Raw genomic sequence first — 13,058 nt, 5'->3', positions numbered from 1 at the left:
TCTATTCGGCAGCCGACGAACAGCGTTTAACCTTGCCGAGTCTGAATACGTCCAGGTGGCGCGTAACCCGTCACCCAAGACCCACCCGAATGCTCAGATCTCGCTACCTGCAAGCCGGGCAGCCGGTCTTTCTCCAAGTTTCGGAATGCCGGTGATAATCGCAAAGATCCCAACCACACCCAGCAGCCAGCAGTAGTAGGTCGAGCCGATCAGCTCCAGCGGCGACAGCGCGGCGATCGAGCCGGCCAGCAGCATCTGGGCGCCATAGGGCAGTATGCCCTGGATCACGCAGGAGAAGATATCCATGAGGCTGGCGCTGCGGCGCGGGTCGACGCCATGGCGACTGGCGATATCCCTGGCCAGACTGCCGCTGATGATGATCGCGACCGTGTTGTTGGCGGTGCAGAGGTTGGTCAGCGCCACCGAGGCGGCAATGCTGGCTTCGCCGCTGCGGCGCTCGCTGCTGCCGCGGGTCAGGCGGTCGATGGCGCGGGACAGGAACTCAAGCCCGCCCTGCCGTTTCATCAGGGCGCCGAGTCCGCCGATCAGCAGCGACAGGATCAGGATCTCCTGCATCCCGGTATAACCGGCATAGATATCCTTCGACAGCTGGGCGATGCTGTAGTCCGCCACGCTCAGCAGGCCCACCAGTCCCGCCAGCACAATGCCGGTAAAAAGCACCAGCATCACATTGAGCCCGGCAACCGCCAGTACCAGGACAGCGACATAGGGCAGCACCCTGATCAGCTCGTAATCGCCCGGCTCGGCGATAGGGCCGCTGTCGCCGAGTATGAACAGCAGCACCAGCGTAATGGCGGCCGCCGGCAGCGCGATAACCAGGTTGAGGCGGAACTTGTCGCGCATCGCGCAGCCCTGGGAGCGGGTCGCGGCGATGGTGGTGTCGGAGATGATCGAGAGGTTGTCGCCGAACATGGCGCCGCCGATGACGGTGCCGACGCTGAGTGCCAGCGACAGATCGGTGGCCTCGGACAGGCCCACGGCGACCGGCGCGATGGCCGCGATGGTACCCATCGAGGTGCCCATCGAGGTGGCGACGAAAGCGGTGATGACGAACAGCCCCGGCAATACCAGGGATTCCGGAATCACGCTGAGGCCGAAGCTGACCGTCGCATCGACGCCGCCGACCGCCTTGGCGACGCTGGCGAAGGCGCCGGCCAGCAGGTAGATCAGGCACATGGTGATGATGGTGTTGTCGCCGACGCCTGCGATGAAGGTCTCGATGCGTTTGCTCAGCGCGCCGCTGCCGAGCGCCAGCGCCAGCACGATGGCCGGCAGGATCGCGACCGGCGCCGAGATCTGGTAGAAGGCGAACTCGACGTCCCGGGACTGGTAATAGAGGCCGCTGCCGATAAAGAGGGCAAGAAACAGCAGCATCGGCAACAGGGCGATTGCTCTGGGTTGCATCGCTTGTCTCCATGAAAACGGGTCGCCGGATAGGCGACGGCTAAACGAAAGGCGCTCTTGTGAAGCGCCATCTGGTCCCCGGTGGCCCGTAGGCGGTGATGAGGCCTGCATGGGGCGGGAAGGCCGGCATTATACGGACCCTGTTGCCGATCACTAAATATTCTTTGACTATGGAGTTGATGAAAATAGTTATAGAAAGAACAATATTTAGGGTTTGTAGTTATAGAAATGGGGTGGTATCCCTGGCGTGATCCCATTACATTGTATGTATGGATATACAGTATTCGATTCGCTGATCACGACTCACGACTCACGACTCACGACTCACGACTCACGACTCACGACTCACGACTCACGACTCACGACCATGCGCTTATTTATCGCCGAAAAGCCCAGCCTCGGGCGCGCCATTGCCGATGTGCTGCCCAAACCCCATCAGAAGGGGAGGGCTTTATCAGGGCGGCCAATGGCGACACCGTCAGCTGGTGTATCGGTCATCTGCTGGAACAGGCCGAGCCCGATGCCTACGATCCCGCCTTCAAGCAGTGGCGACTCGAACATCTGCCGATACTGCCCGGGCAGTGGCAACTGGTGCCCAAGCCGAAGACACGCAAACAGCTCAGCGTATTGCGCAGGCTGGTGAAGGAGGCGGACCAGCTGGTGCATGCGGGCGATCCCGACCGGGAGGGGCAGTTGCTGGTCGACGAGGTGATCGATTACCTCGGCGTCAAGGGGTGAAACGGGACGGCGTGCAGCGTTGCCTGATCAGCGACCTCAATGCGCCGGCGGTGCGCCGGGCGCTGGAGCGGCTGCGGCCCAACCGCGAATTCGTACCCCTGGCCACCTCCGCCCTGGCCCGCTCCCGCGCCGACTGGCTTTACGGTATCAATCTGACCCGCGCCTATACCATTCAGGGGCGCAAGGTCGGTTATGACGGGGTGCTTTCGGTGGGCCGTGTGCAGACCCCGGTGCTGGGGCTGGTGGTGCGGCGCGACCGCGCCATCGAGGCGTTCGTGCCCAAGCCCTTTTACGAGGTACTGGCCCATCTGCTGACCGAGCGCAACGAGGCCTTTCATGCCAAGTGGCAGCCCAGCGAGGCCTGCCGGCCCTACCAGGACGAGGAGGGGCGGGTGCTGTCGCGCAAGCTGGCACAGAACGTGGTCGATCGCATCACCGGCCAGCCGGCGACGGTGCTGTCGGTCGAGAGGAAGCGCAAACGCCAGGCGCCGCCGCTGCCCTATAACCTGTCGAACCTGCAGATCGATGCGGCCAAACGTTACGGGCTTAGCGCCCAGGCGGTACTCGACAGCGCCCAGAGCCTTTACGAGCGGCACAAGCTGATCACCTATCCGCGCTCCGACAGCCGGCATCTGCCGGCGGAGCACCATGGTCAGGCACCGCGGGTGCTGCGGGCCATCGGCGAGAATACCGACGCTTTTGCCCAGGCGCTGGCGCTCTGTGACAGCAGTCGGCGCAGCAAGGCCTGGAACGACGCCAAGGTCGATGCCCACCACGCGATCATACCGACCGAGAAGAAGACCGACACAGGCCGGCTGTCGCAGACCGAGCGCCAGCTCTACGAATTGATCGCGCGCCAGTATCTGGTGCAGTTCCTGCCGGACCACGAGTACTACGAAACCCGGGTCGAGATCGAGATCGCCGGTGGACGCTTCCGCACCCAGGCGCGCCAGGTGATCGAGCCGGGCTGGAAAACCCTGTTCGGGCGCCAGGGCCAGGACGACGACAGGGAAGCGCAGCAACTGCTGCCGGCGCTCGAGGCCGGTCAGGTGCTGCAGTGCGAGCGCGGCGAGTTGCTCGAGAAAATGACGCAGCCGCCCAAGCCCTTCACCGATGCGACCCTGCTGGCGGCGATGACCGGTATCGCCCGCTTTGTAGAGGATGCCGAGGTCCGGCGCATTCTCAAGGATACCGACGGCCTGGGTACCGAGGCGACCCGGGCCGGGATCATCGAACTGCTGTTCCGGCGCGGTTTCCTCGAGCGTCAGGGCAAGGCGATTCGCGCCACCGCCGCCGGTCGCGGGTTGATCGACAGTCTGCCGGAACAGGCGACGTTGCCCGACATGACCGCCCGCTGGGAAGCCAGCCTCGATGGGATCTGCCAGCGGGAGGCGAGCTATGGCCAGTTCATGGGCGAGCTCGTCGCGGCGTTGCAGGGGCTGGTGGAACGGGCCTGCCGGTCACTGCCGCAGGGACTGCAGGGCGTCACCGCCGCGCCGGGCAAGAGACGGCGTGCGTCCGGCGGCCGCAAGTCGTCCACGGGCGCAGCGACGGGGCGCGGTAAAACAGGCGGCACCCGTCGCCGCTCCCGCAAGAAAACCGTCGCATTGGCGGACTGATCGAGTTGAATGTGACCAGTGACCAGTAATCCCGTGGATCTGTTTTTATGCCGCGCCCTGGAGTAGAGTCGCGCGGCGACAATCCCCTTTAGACCCTGAACCCTCGATATATGGACATAGGACTTTCGGCCGAGCTGCTGGCGCTGCTGTTCTGCGTCGCGCTGCTCGCAGGCTTTATCGATACCATTGCCGGCGGGGGCGGCCTGCTGACCCTGCCGACGCTGCTACTGGCCCAGTTGCCCCCGGTCTCGGCGCTGGCGACCAACAAGATGCAAAGCTCGTTCGGTACCCTGACGGCGGCGCTGACGATGTTGCGCCGCAGAGTCGTGCGCTTTCGCGATGTCCGCTGGCTGTTCGTCGCCAGTCTGCTGGGGTCGGCGGCCGGCACCTTGCTGGTACAGTTCACCGATCCGGGTATCCTCGAGGTGCTGATCCCGCTGGTGCTGGTGCTGATAGCGCTCTATTTTTTACTGGCCCCGGCGGCCGGCATGGAAGAAACCCGGGCGCGCATCAGCCGGCGCCGTTATGGCATTACCGTGGTGCCGCTGATCGGCTTCTACGATGGCTTTCTCGGACCCGGAACCGGATCTTTCTTCGCTTTCAGCAAGCTGTGGTTCCGCGGCCGCAACCTTATCGGCGCGACGGCTGTCGCCAAGGTGCTGAATTTCGCGTCCAATGTCGCATCGCTGGTGGTCTTCATTGCCGGGGGCAAGGTGATCTGGAGTGTCGGGGCGGTGATGGTGCTGGGGCAGGTGATCGGTGCGTTGATCGGCAGTCATACGATGATTCGCCACGGGGCGCGGATCATCCGGCCGATGGTGGTGGGCATGTGCCTGCTGATGGCGCTGAGCTATCTCTGGAAGCAGTTCGGCTGAGGTGTTGGATGCCGTTTGACGGGCGGGTTCGTGGGGAAGGAGGCTGCCGGTTACCGGACGGTCTTCATCAGGCCCGTCCGGCCCCGGTTGCAGCCGGCCACGATCAGTGCCCGAACAGGGAGTGCAGGCTGGGGGTACGCTTGACGCCGAAGCTTTTCAGCAGCGATACGGCATAACGCTTGAAGCGGGCAAGCTGCTCGCGGCGACGCTCGGCTTTCTCTGCTTCGGCTTTTTCCCGTGCGACACGGAAGATGTATTCGATTTCGGTTTCGCGGCGACTGTTCGGCACGTTGACCGGTGAATGCAGGTGGGCGCTGTAATAGTCGTAAAGGTTGTTCATCCTGGTTGCTCCTTCTTGGGATCCGTCCGGCGGTCGGGCCGGCATCGGGTCCGTTCTCTTTCGTTTCTCGACGTTGCCAGATTACGTCTATTACGCGCCTGCAGCAAATGATCCTTTCTTGTCTTAAAGGTGAATAATATTTAACTATCTGTGGCGAGTGCCGCAGCCGGCAGTTGTTGCCCCTATCAAGCTATAGGCTATTGAAAAGGCTGATAATAAAATCAAATGACGCGGCTTTCTGGGGCTTTTAAGGGCAGTATGTCTGTTCCAGAAGCGCAATATGATTCACCTTTTTGAAATTCATGCCGGGCTTTTCATGTTGCGTATGCGTAGAGGCGCCGGGCCTTGAGCGGGAGCCCGGCGCCCGGAGGGCATCAGGCGGCAAGATCGCGCCAGAGATGCAGGTCCCGCATCAGTTCCGTGCCCATCGGGTCGATACCGATATCCTCGAGCGTGTGCAGGTCGGGCCTGTTCGCGACAGGCTCGTGCAACGGGAGGCGCAGGCGCTTGATCAGTCTTGTCAGGCAATTCATGACAGGTCTCCGGAGTCCTGCGCGGCCGGCGCTCGCCACCGGCCGCGCCTTGTATCAGGCCGCCTGGGCGTTCCTGGCGGCGCTCATGACAGGGGCCAGTGCCTGTCCGATGCGTGCCATCTGGGTCGGGCTGCAGAGTTCGTTCAGCACGCGGGCGAAGTGGGGATGCTCCACGCCCGAGACGATAAACTGCCAGCGATACGCTTTCATGAACGTCCGTTCGATCGCTGCCTGCTGTCCGGCGTCGTAGCGTTGCGCAGCCTGGGCGACGAAGTAGCCCGTATCGGCTGACGCCTGGCCGCAGACGATGGCGTCCAGGGCGCCGACCAGCGCTATCAGGTCGTCTACGCCCCGGTCACGTTCGTCGTCGCCGAGCCGGGCATCTTCGCGACGCCATTCGATCTCGTCCATGACGGCGTGCTGCGACTCCTCCTTCCAGTGATAGAGGAACAGGTCCTTGAACAGCGGCGACAACCCGGCGTCCGGGGCAATGCTCTGGCGGTAGTGCATCTGGGTGAACAGCTCGATATGGCAGGTCAGGGCCAGCACCGCCCAGTTGCTTTTGCTGAGGACCGCCCGGGCAACCTCGTTGGGATCCGGCACGAAGCGATACCCGTCCGGCATCTGTCCGGCCGCCATCTGCTCGACACGGCGGAACAGCTCCTGGTGCTTCAGCTCCTCGTCGCTGAAGCGGATCAGCCCCTCCAGCGCGACCTGGTCATCGAGCAGATAGTCGCGACTCAGTTCGACGATCTTGGCACAGATAAAGCGCTCTGCAAGTCCGAACACATTGGCGTAGGTGCGTCCCTGAACCTGGCTGAAAAAGCGCCTGTCGGACTCGTCCATAAAGGGCAGGTCCTCGATGCAGGAGAGGCCATCCGGCAGATACTTCATTCCCGCGTCGAGCCGGCGTCCGCGTATCAGGTCCTTTTCGATTTCCCAGCGTACGCGGCGGGACGCATCGATGCAGCGGGCATAGCGGTCGGTGTTGGCGTTCATGGTGTCGTTCCTCGTCTTATTGTGTTGGGTTGACGAGTACAAGGCTAAAGGCGCTTCGTATCGGGAGGATGTCGCGGTGGTTGGTTTTTGTTGCGCTTTTGTTGCCGGGCGTTTCCGACGTTTCAGGCCCGGCAGCACAGCAGCTCGGTCAGCGTCTGGCGCAGGCGCTCGGTGTCGACCGGCTTGCGGAAAAAGGCACTGATGCCGTTGCTGCGCCAGCTGGCCTCGTCGACGTCCTCGGTGAACCCCGTATAGAGGATCACCGGCAGCGATGGCTGAAGGATCATCAGTTGCCCGGCCAGATCCAGGCCCGACAGGTCGGGCATGGTCTGGTCGGTAATCACGATGTCGAATGCGTCGCCGGCCTGCCCGACGCTTTCGAGGGCCTGGCGGGCATCGTAGGCGATATGGACCTCGAGGCCCCAGCTGCTGAGCAGGTCGGCCATGAACTCTGCCACGGTGGCTTCATCGTCGACAAGCAGCACACGTCCCTGCAGCGGTACCGGGTTGCCGCTCGACGTCGTTCCGCTGGCGGTGCGGTCGGGCAGGCGGTGCCGGCAGGGGGTAGCAGAATGCGAAAGCGAGCGCCGCCGCCGGGGTGGCTGTCGAGCAGCACATGGCCATGGTGTTCGTGAACGATGCCGTGGATCATCGCCAGTCCCATGCCGCTGCCCTGACCGGTCGACTTGGTCGAGAAGAAGGGCTCGAAGATGCGCTCCTGCACCTCGGGCTCGATGCCGGGGCCGTTGTCGGCGACCTCCAGCTCGACGTAGTCGCCGCCCAGGGAGCGGTGGCAGGAGGCGCAGACCTGGTCCTGCAGGTGCAGAGTCCTGAGGGATACCCGGATCTCGCCGTTGCCGTCGAGGGCGTCGCGGGCATTGATGCAGAGGTTCATCAGGACCTGCTCGATCTGCAGCGGGTCGGCCAGTACGGCGGGCAGGCGGGCGCCCAATGTCTCGCTGAGCTGGATATCGGCCGGCAGGACGGCATCGAGCATGCGCAGCGCCTCGTAGACCGGTTCGGCGAGCTGAATCGGACGCCGCTCGCCCTGCTGGCCGCGGCTGAAGGTCAGCATCTGTTGGATCTGGTGGCCGGCGCGCTGGCTGGCAGCCTGGATCCGGTCGAGGTATTTGTCCAGCAACGGGTCCTGGTAGCGAGCCGCCTGCTCCTGTGCCATCAGGATGTAGCCCAGCACCGTCGTGAGAATATTGTTGAAGTCGTGGGCGATGCCACCGGTCAGCTGACCGATGGCCTGCATCTTCTGGGCCTGTCGCAACTGGGACTGCAGGCGCCGTTCCGTCTCGGCGGCCTGGATGCGGTCGCGGATGTCGCGCATGTAGCCGATGAAGATGTCGCCGCCTGCGGCATCCTGGGCGACTTCGATGGTGAGTTCGACCGGGATTTCCTCTCCTCCCGCGGCCAGCGCCATGACCTCTACCCGGCGACCGAGGTAGTTGCCCTGGCCGCCGTCGAGAAAGCGCGCGAGGCCGGCACGGTGCCCTGCACGGTAGCGCGGTGGTATCAGCACCTCGGCCAGCGGCAGGCCGATCACCCTGGCCTTGTCGTGGCCGAAACAGGTTTCGGCGGCCGGGTTCAGGTCCAGGATGCGGCCCTCGGCATCCATGCTGACAATGGCGTCGAGTGCGGCTTCGAATACCGTGCGGTAGCGCGCTTCGGAGCTGCGCTGGGCATTTTCGTAACGCTGGCGTTCCAGTTCCAGCGCCGCCCGGGTCGAAAATATCCGCAACACCGCCTGGATCATGCCGTCGTCCTCGAGGGGTTCTCCGTGCATCGCGGCCATCAGGCCCAGAATCTCGCCGCGGGAGTCGAACAGCGGGATGGCGGCATAGCTCTCGACGCCGAACTCGACCAGGCTCGGGTCCTCGAACAGCTGGCGCATGTTGCGCGGGAAAAAACGGTAATGCTGTCCGATCACCTGTTCGCAGGGTGTACCGACCAGGTCGTACTGATAGCCGTCGGCGAAGTGGCCCTGGCTGTAGCCGGCGACGACCTCGACACGGTCGCTGTTACCGGGCAGCAGCACGCCGATCAGGGCGTGGTCGACGCCGAGCGCCAGCGTGAGTTCCCGCACCAGTTCACGGAAGATGCCTTCGCCGCCCTGACAGGTCGCGGCGTCGGCAGCATGGCGAAGGGCCAGGCGCAGCTGCTGTTCTTGGCTGGTGTTCATTGATGTCACCCCCGTGAGCGATCTCAATACAGTGTATCAGCCGGTCGAAGGGGAGCGGCGCGCTGAAACCGAACGAAACAATTGATACCGTACTGATACAAATCAATCGATGTAGGGTGCGGTATCGCCATGGATGGCGGAAGGCCGCCCCGCGTGAATCCTGGCAATGCAGGCGCGATTGCCAGGGAAGTGAAGCGCACCGCACCGAACGGATAACGGCGCCGTTCGCTGCGCTCAGGACACCCTACGGCCTATACCGCCCATTTTTCCGGGGATCAATCGGGGTTCGGCACGAACATGTAGCCGCCGCCACGGATGGTGCGGATGCAGCGGGGATGCTCCGGGTCTGGTTCGATCTTGCGTCGCAGGCGGGCGATGCGGATGTCGACGCTGCGGTCGTTCGGGTCCCAGTCCCGGTTCTGGGTCAGGTTGAGGATCTTCTCGCGGCTCAGAACACGGTTGGGCCTTTCGATCAGAACCCGCAGCAGATCGAACTCCATCTGGGTCAGCGGCAGTTCCTGGCCCTGGGGATCGAACAGTTGCTGCGACGACAGCTGCAGCCGGCAGTGCCCTATCGTTATGGTCGCCGGCTGATCCTTCGTGGCCGGCGGTGGCGTCGCACGGTCATAACGGCGTAGCACGCTGCGAATCCGGGCCAGCAGTTCGCGCGGGTCGAAAGGTTTGGCCAGATAGTCGTCGGCGCCGATCTCCAGGCCGATGATACGGTCGACCGGGTCGCTGGCGGCCGATACGATGATGATGCCGATATCGAGACGTTCGCGGATATGGCGGGCCAGGGAGAGCCCGTCTTCGCCCGGCATGCCGATATCGAGCAGCACGACCTGCGGCGGGTGCTGCTGCAGCAGCAGGCGGCCATCGGCGGCACTTGCCGCTTCGCGGATCTCGAACCCCTGTGGACCCAGGTAGTCCCGCACCATTTCGCGCAACGCGGCATCGTCGTCGACGATCAGGATGGAGGCGGCGGCCGTGTCGACCATGGAGGCTCCTGTCACTGTCATTGAACCGCAAGGGCTGGCGCGCGGCTCGGCTTCAGTCGCTAATGCGGTGCAACCGGGCCGTGATCTCCTTGCGGAGGCCGCCATCGAGTATGCGGCTGAAACTCAGGTCCAGATCGCCGTTTTCCAGCAGGGTACGGTCATAGACCTGCATGTCATAGGATCCCTCGTCGGTGATCATCAGCGCATAGACCGTCAGCGTGCGATCCTGGATGCGGGCCCAGACGAAGGGATCCCCGGCCAGCGGGTCCATCGGGATCTGCTTGCCGAACACATTGATTCTCATCGCCGATGCGTAGACGGCTCCGCGTCGGGTCTTGCGAAAGAGCACGCGGTAGTGGTTGTCTTTGAGCGACTGGTCGGCACGTCGTACACGGGTACTCCAGTCGACGAGAAAGTTGTCGCCCTGGGGCTCTATCGTCACCGTAAGGCGGCGCCGTTCCGATTCCTGCTTGACGATCTGGTCGGCGACACCGGCATAGTGACCGTAGAAAGCATCGATCTCGAGGCTCTCTGCGTGTAACGGCATCGCCAGCAACAACAGGGCAAGCCCGGTCAGCAGATCGGTGAAAAAATCATGCTGTCGCGGGCGCCGGCCTGCGGGGCGGCGGATGCAGGGTTGTTGGAATGGCACTGGCGGATTCATCGATGCGTCATGCTCCTTGCTTACGGCGATAAGTATAGCGGCCTCCGGGGCTTAGAGGTTACTGCTGGCCAGACTCTGATGCAGCCCGTTGCTACTGTCCAGAGGATGCAGCTGCTCGTGGTGAATCTCGTAGTGGTCATCGAAGGTTTCGCCAGACGGCAGATCCTTGTCGAGATAGAGCAGCAGCAGATCGGGCAGATGGTTCCTGATGCGCTGAACCACCCGGGTACGCTCGTCGAGGCTCATGGCGGTCAGGGCTTCATGCATGATCAGGATTCGGGGATGCTTGACGATGGCCCGCAGCAGCTGGATGCGCTGCTTGGCGATCAGCGGCAGCCCGGCACCGCGAATGCCGACCTGGGTGAAACAGGCCAGTACCATGACCATGGAGTCGGCGTCCTCCTGCTGCATCACGTCGTCAATCAGGTTCTGCAGGCGTTCCAGAGCCTGGTGATCGGTGCCGACGATCTTGCCGAAGACCACGTTCTCCCGGACCGACAGTCCGGAGCTGATGCGCTGTTCGTCGAAATGCTCGAAACTGGAGCACAGCGGGCAGTCGGTGCGGGTTAGCACCACCGCCCGTGCAGCCATCAGCCGTTCGACAACGTCATCGTCGAGCAGGTCGCCGCCATGACGCAGCGGCACGATGCGAAGGAAGAGTTCGCGCAACAGCAGAAGCCCCTCTTCGCTGCGGCTGAGATCCTGGCGCAGCAGGTCGCTCAGCTTGCGTCTGAACTCGCGGTTGTCGAATTCGCTGAAATCGTCCGGCAGCGGGGCGAGCGGCCCCGCTTCGATCAGCAGGCCGCGCAGTCGCCGGGCCAGGCGCTGGCCGCAGCGCCTCGAGGCCTCCTCGAGTTCGAACTGCTGCAGCAGGTCGTTCATCAGCGGATGGGCGGCCATGGCGGCAGCGGTGGCGACCGGCGGGCAGGGGAAGCCGAACCCCAGGTTCTGGGCCACCGACAGGCCGCGGTTGAAGCGCTCAGGGTCGAAATGTTCGATCAGCCCGTCCAGTCCGGCTTCCGGCAACCGTTCTCTGAGCTGCTGGCGTACCCTGAGCAGTCCGTTGGACAGCTCCGCAGGCCGGGCCGCGGGATCGTATTTGACGTCGAGGCCGACGCGGTAGATCAGGTCGTCGGCGCCCACCACCTGCAGCCCTTCATAGAGCCAGTGCCGCATGTCCTGCCAGTTCTCGGCATGGGCCAGGGAAAAATCGGTCCAGATGCCATCGAAGCGATCGGTGCTGTTGCCCGAGGCTTTCGCCTCACGGATCTCCCAGCGGCGCTGCGCGTCGATCTGTGCGGGTCCTCGCGGGGCGGCTTCAGACGCATGCTGTAGTTGATGTTCTGCAGCATATTGCCGGAAAACAGGAAGGCATCGGGGCCGACATAGGTCAGCTCCCGTGCCAGCAGGTCGGTGGGCAGCTCCTCCAGCGGCCGGTCGCCGATCAGCAACTGGCCGCTTTCGACCGGTTGCAACCGGATCAGGGTGCGGGCCAGGGCCCGCAGATGGGAGGCATCGTCGCAGCGGATCGCCACGGCCGCCCCTGGCGGGATCTCCAGCGAGATACTGCGAATCATGCGATTGCCCAGGTCATCGCCGACCGAAACCTGATCGAAGCGCAGACGGTTGTCGAGGTGCTCCGGGCTGTCGGGCCCGGCCGGCACGTAGGGCATCAGGTCGTCGTCATGGAACTGCTCCAGTATCTGCTCGTACTTGATCAGCGAGTCCTGGTACTGCTGGTAATAATCGAGCAGCTCCTTCCAGGGGGCGGTGAGGTCTTTGTGGGCCGCCACCGCCGCGACCAGGGCGCCGACCGTGAGGTCGCCCTGAATCGCCAGAACACCGCCGATGGAATAGAACATCAGTGGCGTCAACTGGTTGATGAAGTTGTTGAGAAACTTCATGAAGAACTTTTTCTTGTAGATATCCAGACGGATGCGGAACAGCTCGCCGAGGATCTTGGAGAATTCCGCCAGATGGTACGCGCGGGTGCCATGCAGGCGGATCTCCAGGGCGCCGTCGACATTCTCGCCGATGCGTTCCGACAGGTGACGTACGGTGCGGACGCGCTCCTTCTTGAGCAGGTTGATCTTGCGCTGCAGGCGCGGAATCACGGCGATCTGGACCGGTATCAGAATGACCGATGCCAGTCCCAGTATCGGGTCCTGCATGAACATGAACAGCAGGATCGTCAGCATGGTGCCGCCCTGAAAGGCGGGCAGGGCGATGCTGTCGCCGATAAAGCCGGCCAGCGGCTCGGTCTCGGCGGTGACCGTCGAAATCAGCTCGCCCTGGCTGATCATCTGAAAACGCCGCGGTTGAAAACGCAGAATGCGGTCGATCAACTGGTAGCGCAGTCGGCGTACCAGGCGCTCGCCGACGATCCCCTTGAAGGTGTTGATGCGCATCTTGAAGACGCCGTTGACGACGATCATCGTCAGCAGGAAACCGCACAGCGCCAGCAGGTAGGGCACCGGCTCCAGCACCGTGCCGAGCACGTTCTTGGGGCTGCTGGCGTCACCGATGGCGTCGTTGATGATGATCTTGGGCAGTTCGAGGGAGACGTAGAGTATCGGAAAGGAGCAGAAGGTCAGTATCAACAGCTTTATCTGCTGAGGCAGGCTGTAGCGCAGTATGAAGCGAATGATCGACCTTTCCATCTAGCGGTCTCCGCGCCGG

Annotated in this window: 14 protein-coding genes; 3 read left to right on the top strand and 11 right to left on the bottom strand. The window is 63.3% G+C overall.

Going from position 1 to position 13,058, the window contains the following annotated elements; genetic code table 11:
• Positions 1–93: 93 nt before the first annotated feature.
• Positions 94–1,425, bottom strand: coding sequence for a Na+/H+ antiporter NhaC family protein (locus ACFQDL_RS28735; protein ID WP_379912160.1), 1,332 nt, complete (start codon positions 1,423–1,425; stop codon positions 94–96).
• A 435-nt stretch (positions 1,426–1,860) separates the two neighbouring features.
• The gene (locus ACFQDL_RS28730) at positions 1,861–1,986 is read right to left on the bottom strand and encodes a hypothetical protein (RefSeq protein WP_379913523.1); all 126 of its coding nucleotides are present in this window, start codon (positions 1,984–1,986) and stop codon (positions 1,861–1,863) included.
• Here ACFQDL_RS28730 and ACFQDL_RS28725 point away from each other — a divergent pair.
• From ACFQDL_RS28725 to ACFQDL_RS28715, 3 genes are all read left to right on the top strand, one after another.
• Complete coding sequence (locus ACFQDL_RS28725; RefSeq protein WP_379913425.1) at positions 1,927–2,163, top strand: toprim domain-containing protein; 237 nt, start codon at positions 1,927–1,929, stop codon at positions 2,161–2,163. The genes ACFQDL_RS28730 and ACFQDL_RS28725 overlap by 60 nt on opposite strands.
• Positions 2,160–3,782: a DNA topoisomerase III gene (locus ACFQDL_RS28720; RefSeq protein ID WP_379912158.1), complete on the top strand. Its 1,623-nt coding sequence runs from the start codon at positions 2,160–2,162 to the stop codon at positions 3,780–3,782. Before ACFQDL_RS28725 ends, ACFQDL_RS28720 begins: the two co-directional genes overlap by 4 nt.
• A 110-nt stretch (positions 3,783–3,892) precedes the next feature.
• The gene (locus ACFQDL_RS28715; RefSeq protein WP_379912156.1) at positions 3,893–4,657 is read left to right on the top strand and encodes a TSUP family transporter; all 765 of its coding nucleotides are present in this window, start codon (positions 3,893–3,895) and stop codon (positions 4,655–4,657) included.
• A 103-nt stretch (positions 4,658–4,760) separates the two neighbouring features.
• Here ACFQDL_RS28715 and ACFQDL_RS28710 read toward each other — a convergent pair whose 3' ends face one another.
• The 9 genes from ACFQDL_RS28710 to ACFQDL_RS28670 form a co-directional block, all read right to left on the bottom strand.
• Positions 4,761–4,997, bottom strand: a complete 237-nt coding sequence (locus ACFQDL_RS28710; RefSeq protein ID WP_379912154.1) for a hypothetical protein — start codon at positions 4,995–4,997, stop codon at positions 4,761–4,763.
• Between the two features lie 374 nt (positions 4,998–5,371).
• Positions 5,372–5,530, bottom strand: a complete 159-nt coding sequence (locus ACFQDL_RS28705; RefSeq protein ID WP_379912152.1) for a hypothetical protein — start codon at positions 5,528–5,530, stop codon at positions 5,372–5,374.
• Positions 5,531–5,584: 54 nt separating this feature from the next.
• Positions 5,585–6,529, bottom strand: coding sequence for a hypothetical protein (locus ACFQDL_RS28700; protein ID WP_379912150.1), 945 nt, complete (start codon positions 6,527–6,529; stop codon positions 5,585–5,587).
• 122 nt (positions 6,530–6,651) lie between these two features.
• Positions 6,652–6,975 carry a response regulator gene (locus ACFQDL_RS28695; protein WP_379912148.1) on the bottom strand — a complete coding sequence of 108 codons (324 nt, stop codon included), beginning with the start codon at positions 6,973–6,975 and terminating at the stop codon, positions 6,652–6,654.
• The gene (locus ACFQDL_RS28690; protein ID WP_379912146.1) at positions 6,870–8,717 is read right to left on the bottom strand and encodes an ATP-binding protein; all 1,848 of its coding nucleotides are present in this window, start codon (positions 8,715–8,717) and stop codon (positions 6,870–6,872) included. Before ACFQDL_RS28690 ends, ACFQDL_RS28695 begins: the two co-directional genes overlap by 106 nt.
• Positions 8,718–8,992: 275 nt before the next feature.
• Positions 8,993–9,715, bottom strand: a complete 723-nt coding sequence (locus ACFQDL_RS28685; protein ID WP_379912144.1) for a response regulator — start codon at positions 9,713–9,715, stop codon at positions 8,993–8,995.
• A 52-nt stretch (positions 9,716–9,767) separates the two neighbouring features.
• Entirely contained in the window at positions 9,768–10,379 is a 612-nt protein-coding gene (locus ACFQDL_RS28680; RefSeq protein WP_379912142.1) for a hypothetical protein, read from the bottom strand.
• A 51-nt stretch (positions 10,380–10,430) separates the two neighbouring features.
• The gene (locus ACFQDL_RS28675) at positions 10,431–11,555 is read right to left on the bottom strand and encodes a hypothetical protein (RefSeq protein ID WP_379912140.1); all 1,125 of its coding nucleotides are present in this window, start codon (positions 11,553–11,555) and stop codon (positions 10,431–10,433) included.
• Positions 11,504–13,039 (bottom strand): ABC transporter transmembrane domain-containing protein, encoded by a 1,536-nt coding sequence (locus ACFQDL_RS28670; RefSeq protein WP_379912138.1) that lies wholly within the window; start codon positions 13,037–13,039, stop codon positions 11,504–11,506. Before ACFQDL_RS28670 ends, ACFQDL_RS28675 begins: the two co-directional genes overlap by 52 nt.
• Positions 13,040–13,058 lie beyond the last annotated feature (19 nt).

Source organism: Marinobacterium aestuariivivens (assembly GCF_042661465.1).
Lineage (GTDB): Bacteria > Pseudomonadota > Gammaproteobacteria > Pseudomonadales > Balneatricaceae > Marinobacterium_A > Marinobacterium_A aestuariivivens.
Note: the sequence above shows the minus strand (reverse complement) of the source record. Positions and strands in the feature narration are given on the sequence as shown.

Excerpts from the sequence above, each read along its gene's own strand:
- ACFQDL_RS28705 (WP_379912152.1), bottom strand. The coding sequence starts at position 5,530 with ATGAATTGCCTGACAAGACTGATCAAGCGCCTGCGCCTCCCGTTGCAC.
- ACFQDL_RS28710 (WP_379912154.1), bottom strand. The coding sequence starts at position 4,997 with ATGAACAACCTTTACGACTATTACAGCGCCCACCTGCATTCACCGGTC.
- ACFQDL_RS28685 (WP_379912144.1), bottom strand. The coding sequence starts at position 9,715 with ATGGTCGACACGGCCGCCGCCTCCATCCTGATCGTCGACGACGATGCC.
- ACFQDL_RS28690 (WP_379912146.1), bottom strand. The coding sequence starts at position 8,717 with ATGAACACCAGCCAAGAACAGCAGCTGCGCCTGGCCCTTCGCCATGCT.
- ACFQDL_RS28700 (WP_379912150.1), bottom strand. The coding sequence starts at position 6,529 with ATGAACGCCAACACCGACCGCTATGCCCGCTGCATCGATGCGTCCCGC.
- ACFQDL_RS28715 (WP_379912156.1), top strand. The coding sequence starts at position 3,893 with ATGGACATAGGACTTTCGGCCGAGCTGCTGGCGCTGCTGTTCTGCGTC.
- ACFQDL_RS28695 (WP_379912148.1), bottom strand. The coding sequence starts at position 6,975 with ATGGCCGACCTGCTCAGCAGCTGGGGCCTCGAGGTCCATATCGCCTAC.
- ACFQDL_RS28680 (WP_379912142.1), bottom strand. The coding sequence starts at position 10,379 with ATGAATCCGCCAGTGCCATTCCAACAACCCTGCATCCGCCGCCCCGCA.
- ACFQDL_RS28735 (WP_379912160.1), bottom strand. The coding sequence starts at position 1,425 with ATGCAACCCAGAGCAATCGCCCTGTTGCCGATGCTGCTGTTTCTTGCC.
- ACFQDL_RS28670 (WP_379912138.1), bottom strand. The coding sequence starts at position 13,039 with ATGGAAAGGTCGATCATTCGCTTCATACTGCGCTACAGCCTGCCTCAG.
- ACFQDL_RS28730 (WP_379913523.1), bottom strand. The coding sequence starts at position 1,986 with ATGTTCGAGTCGCCACTGCTTGAAGGCGGGATCGTAGGCATCGGGCTC.
- ACFQDL_RS28675 (WP_379912140.1), bottom strand. The coding sequence starts at position 11,555 with ATGCGGCACTGGCTCTATGAAGGGCTGCAGGTGGTGGGCGCCGACGAC.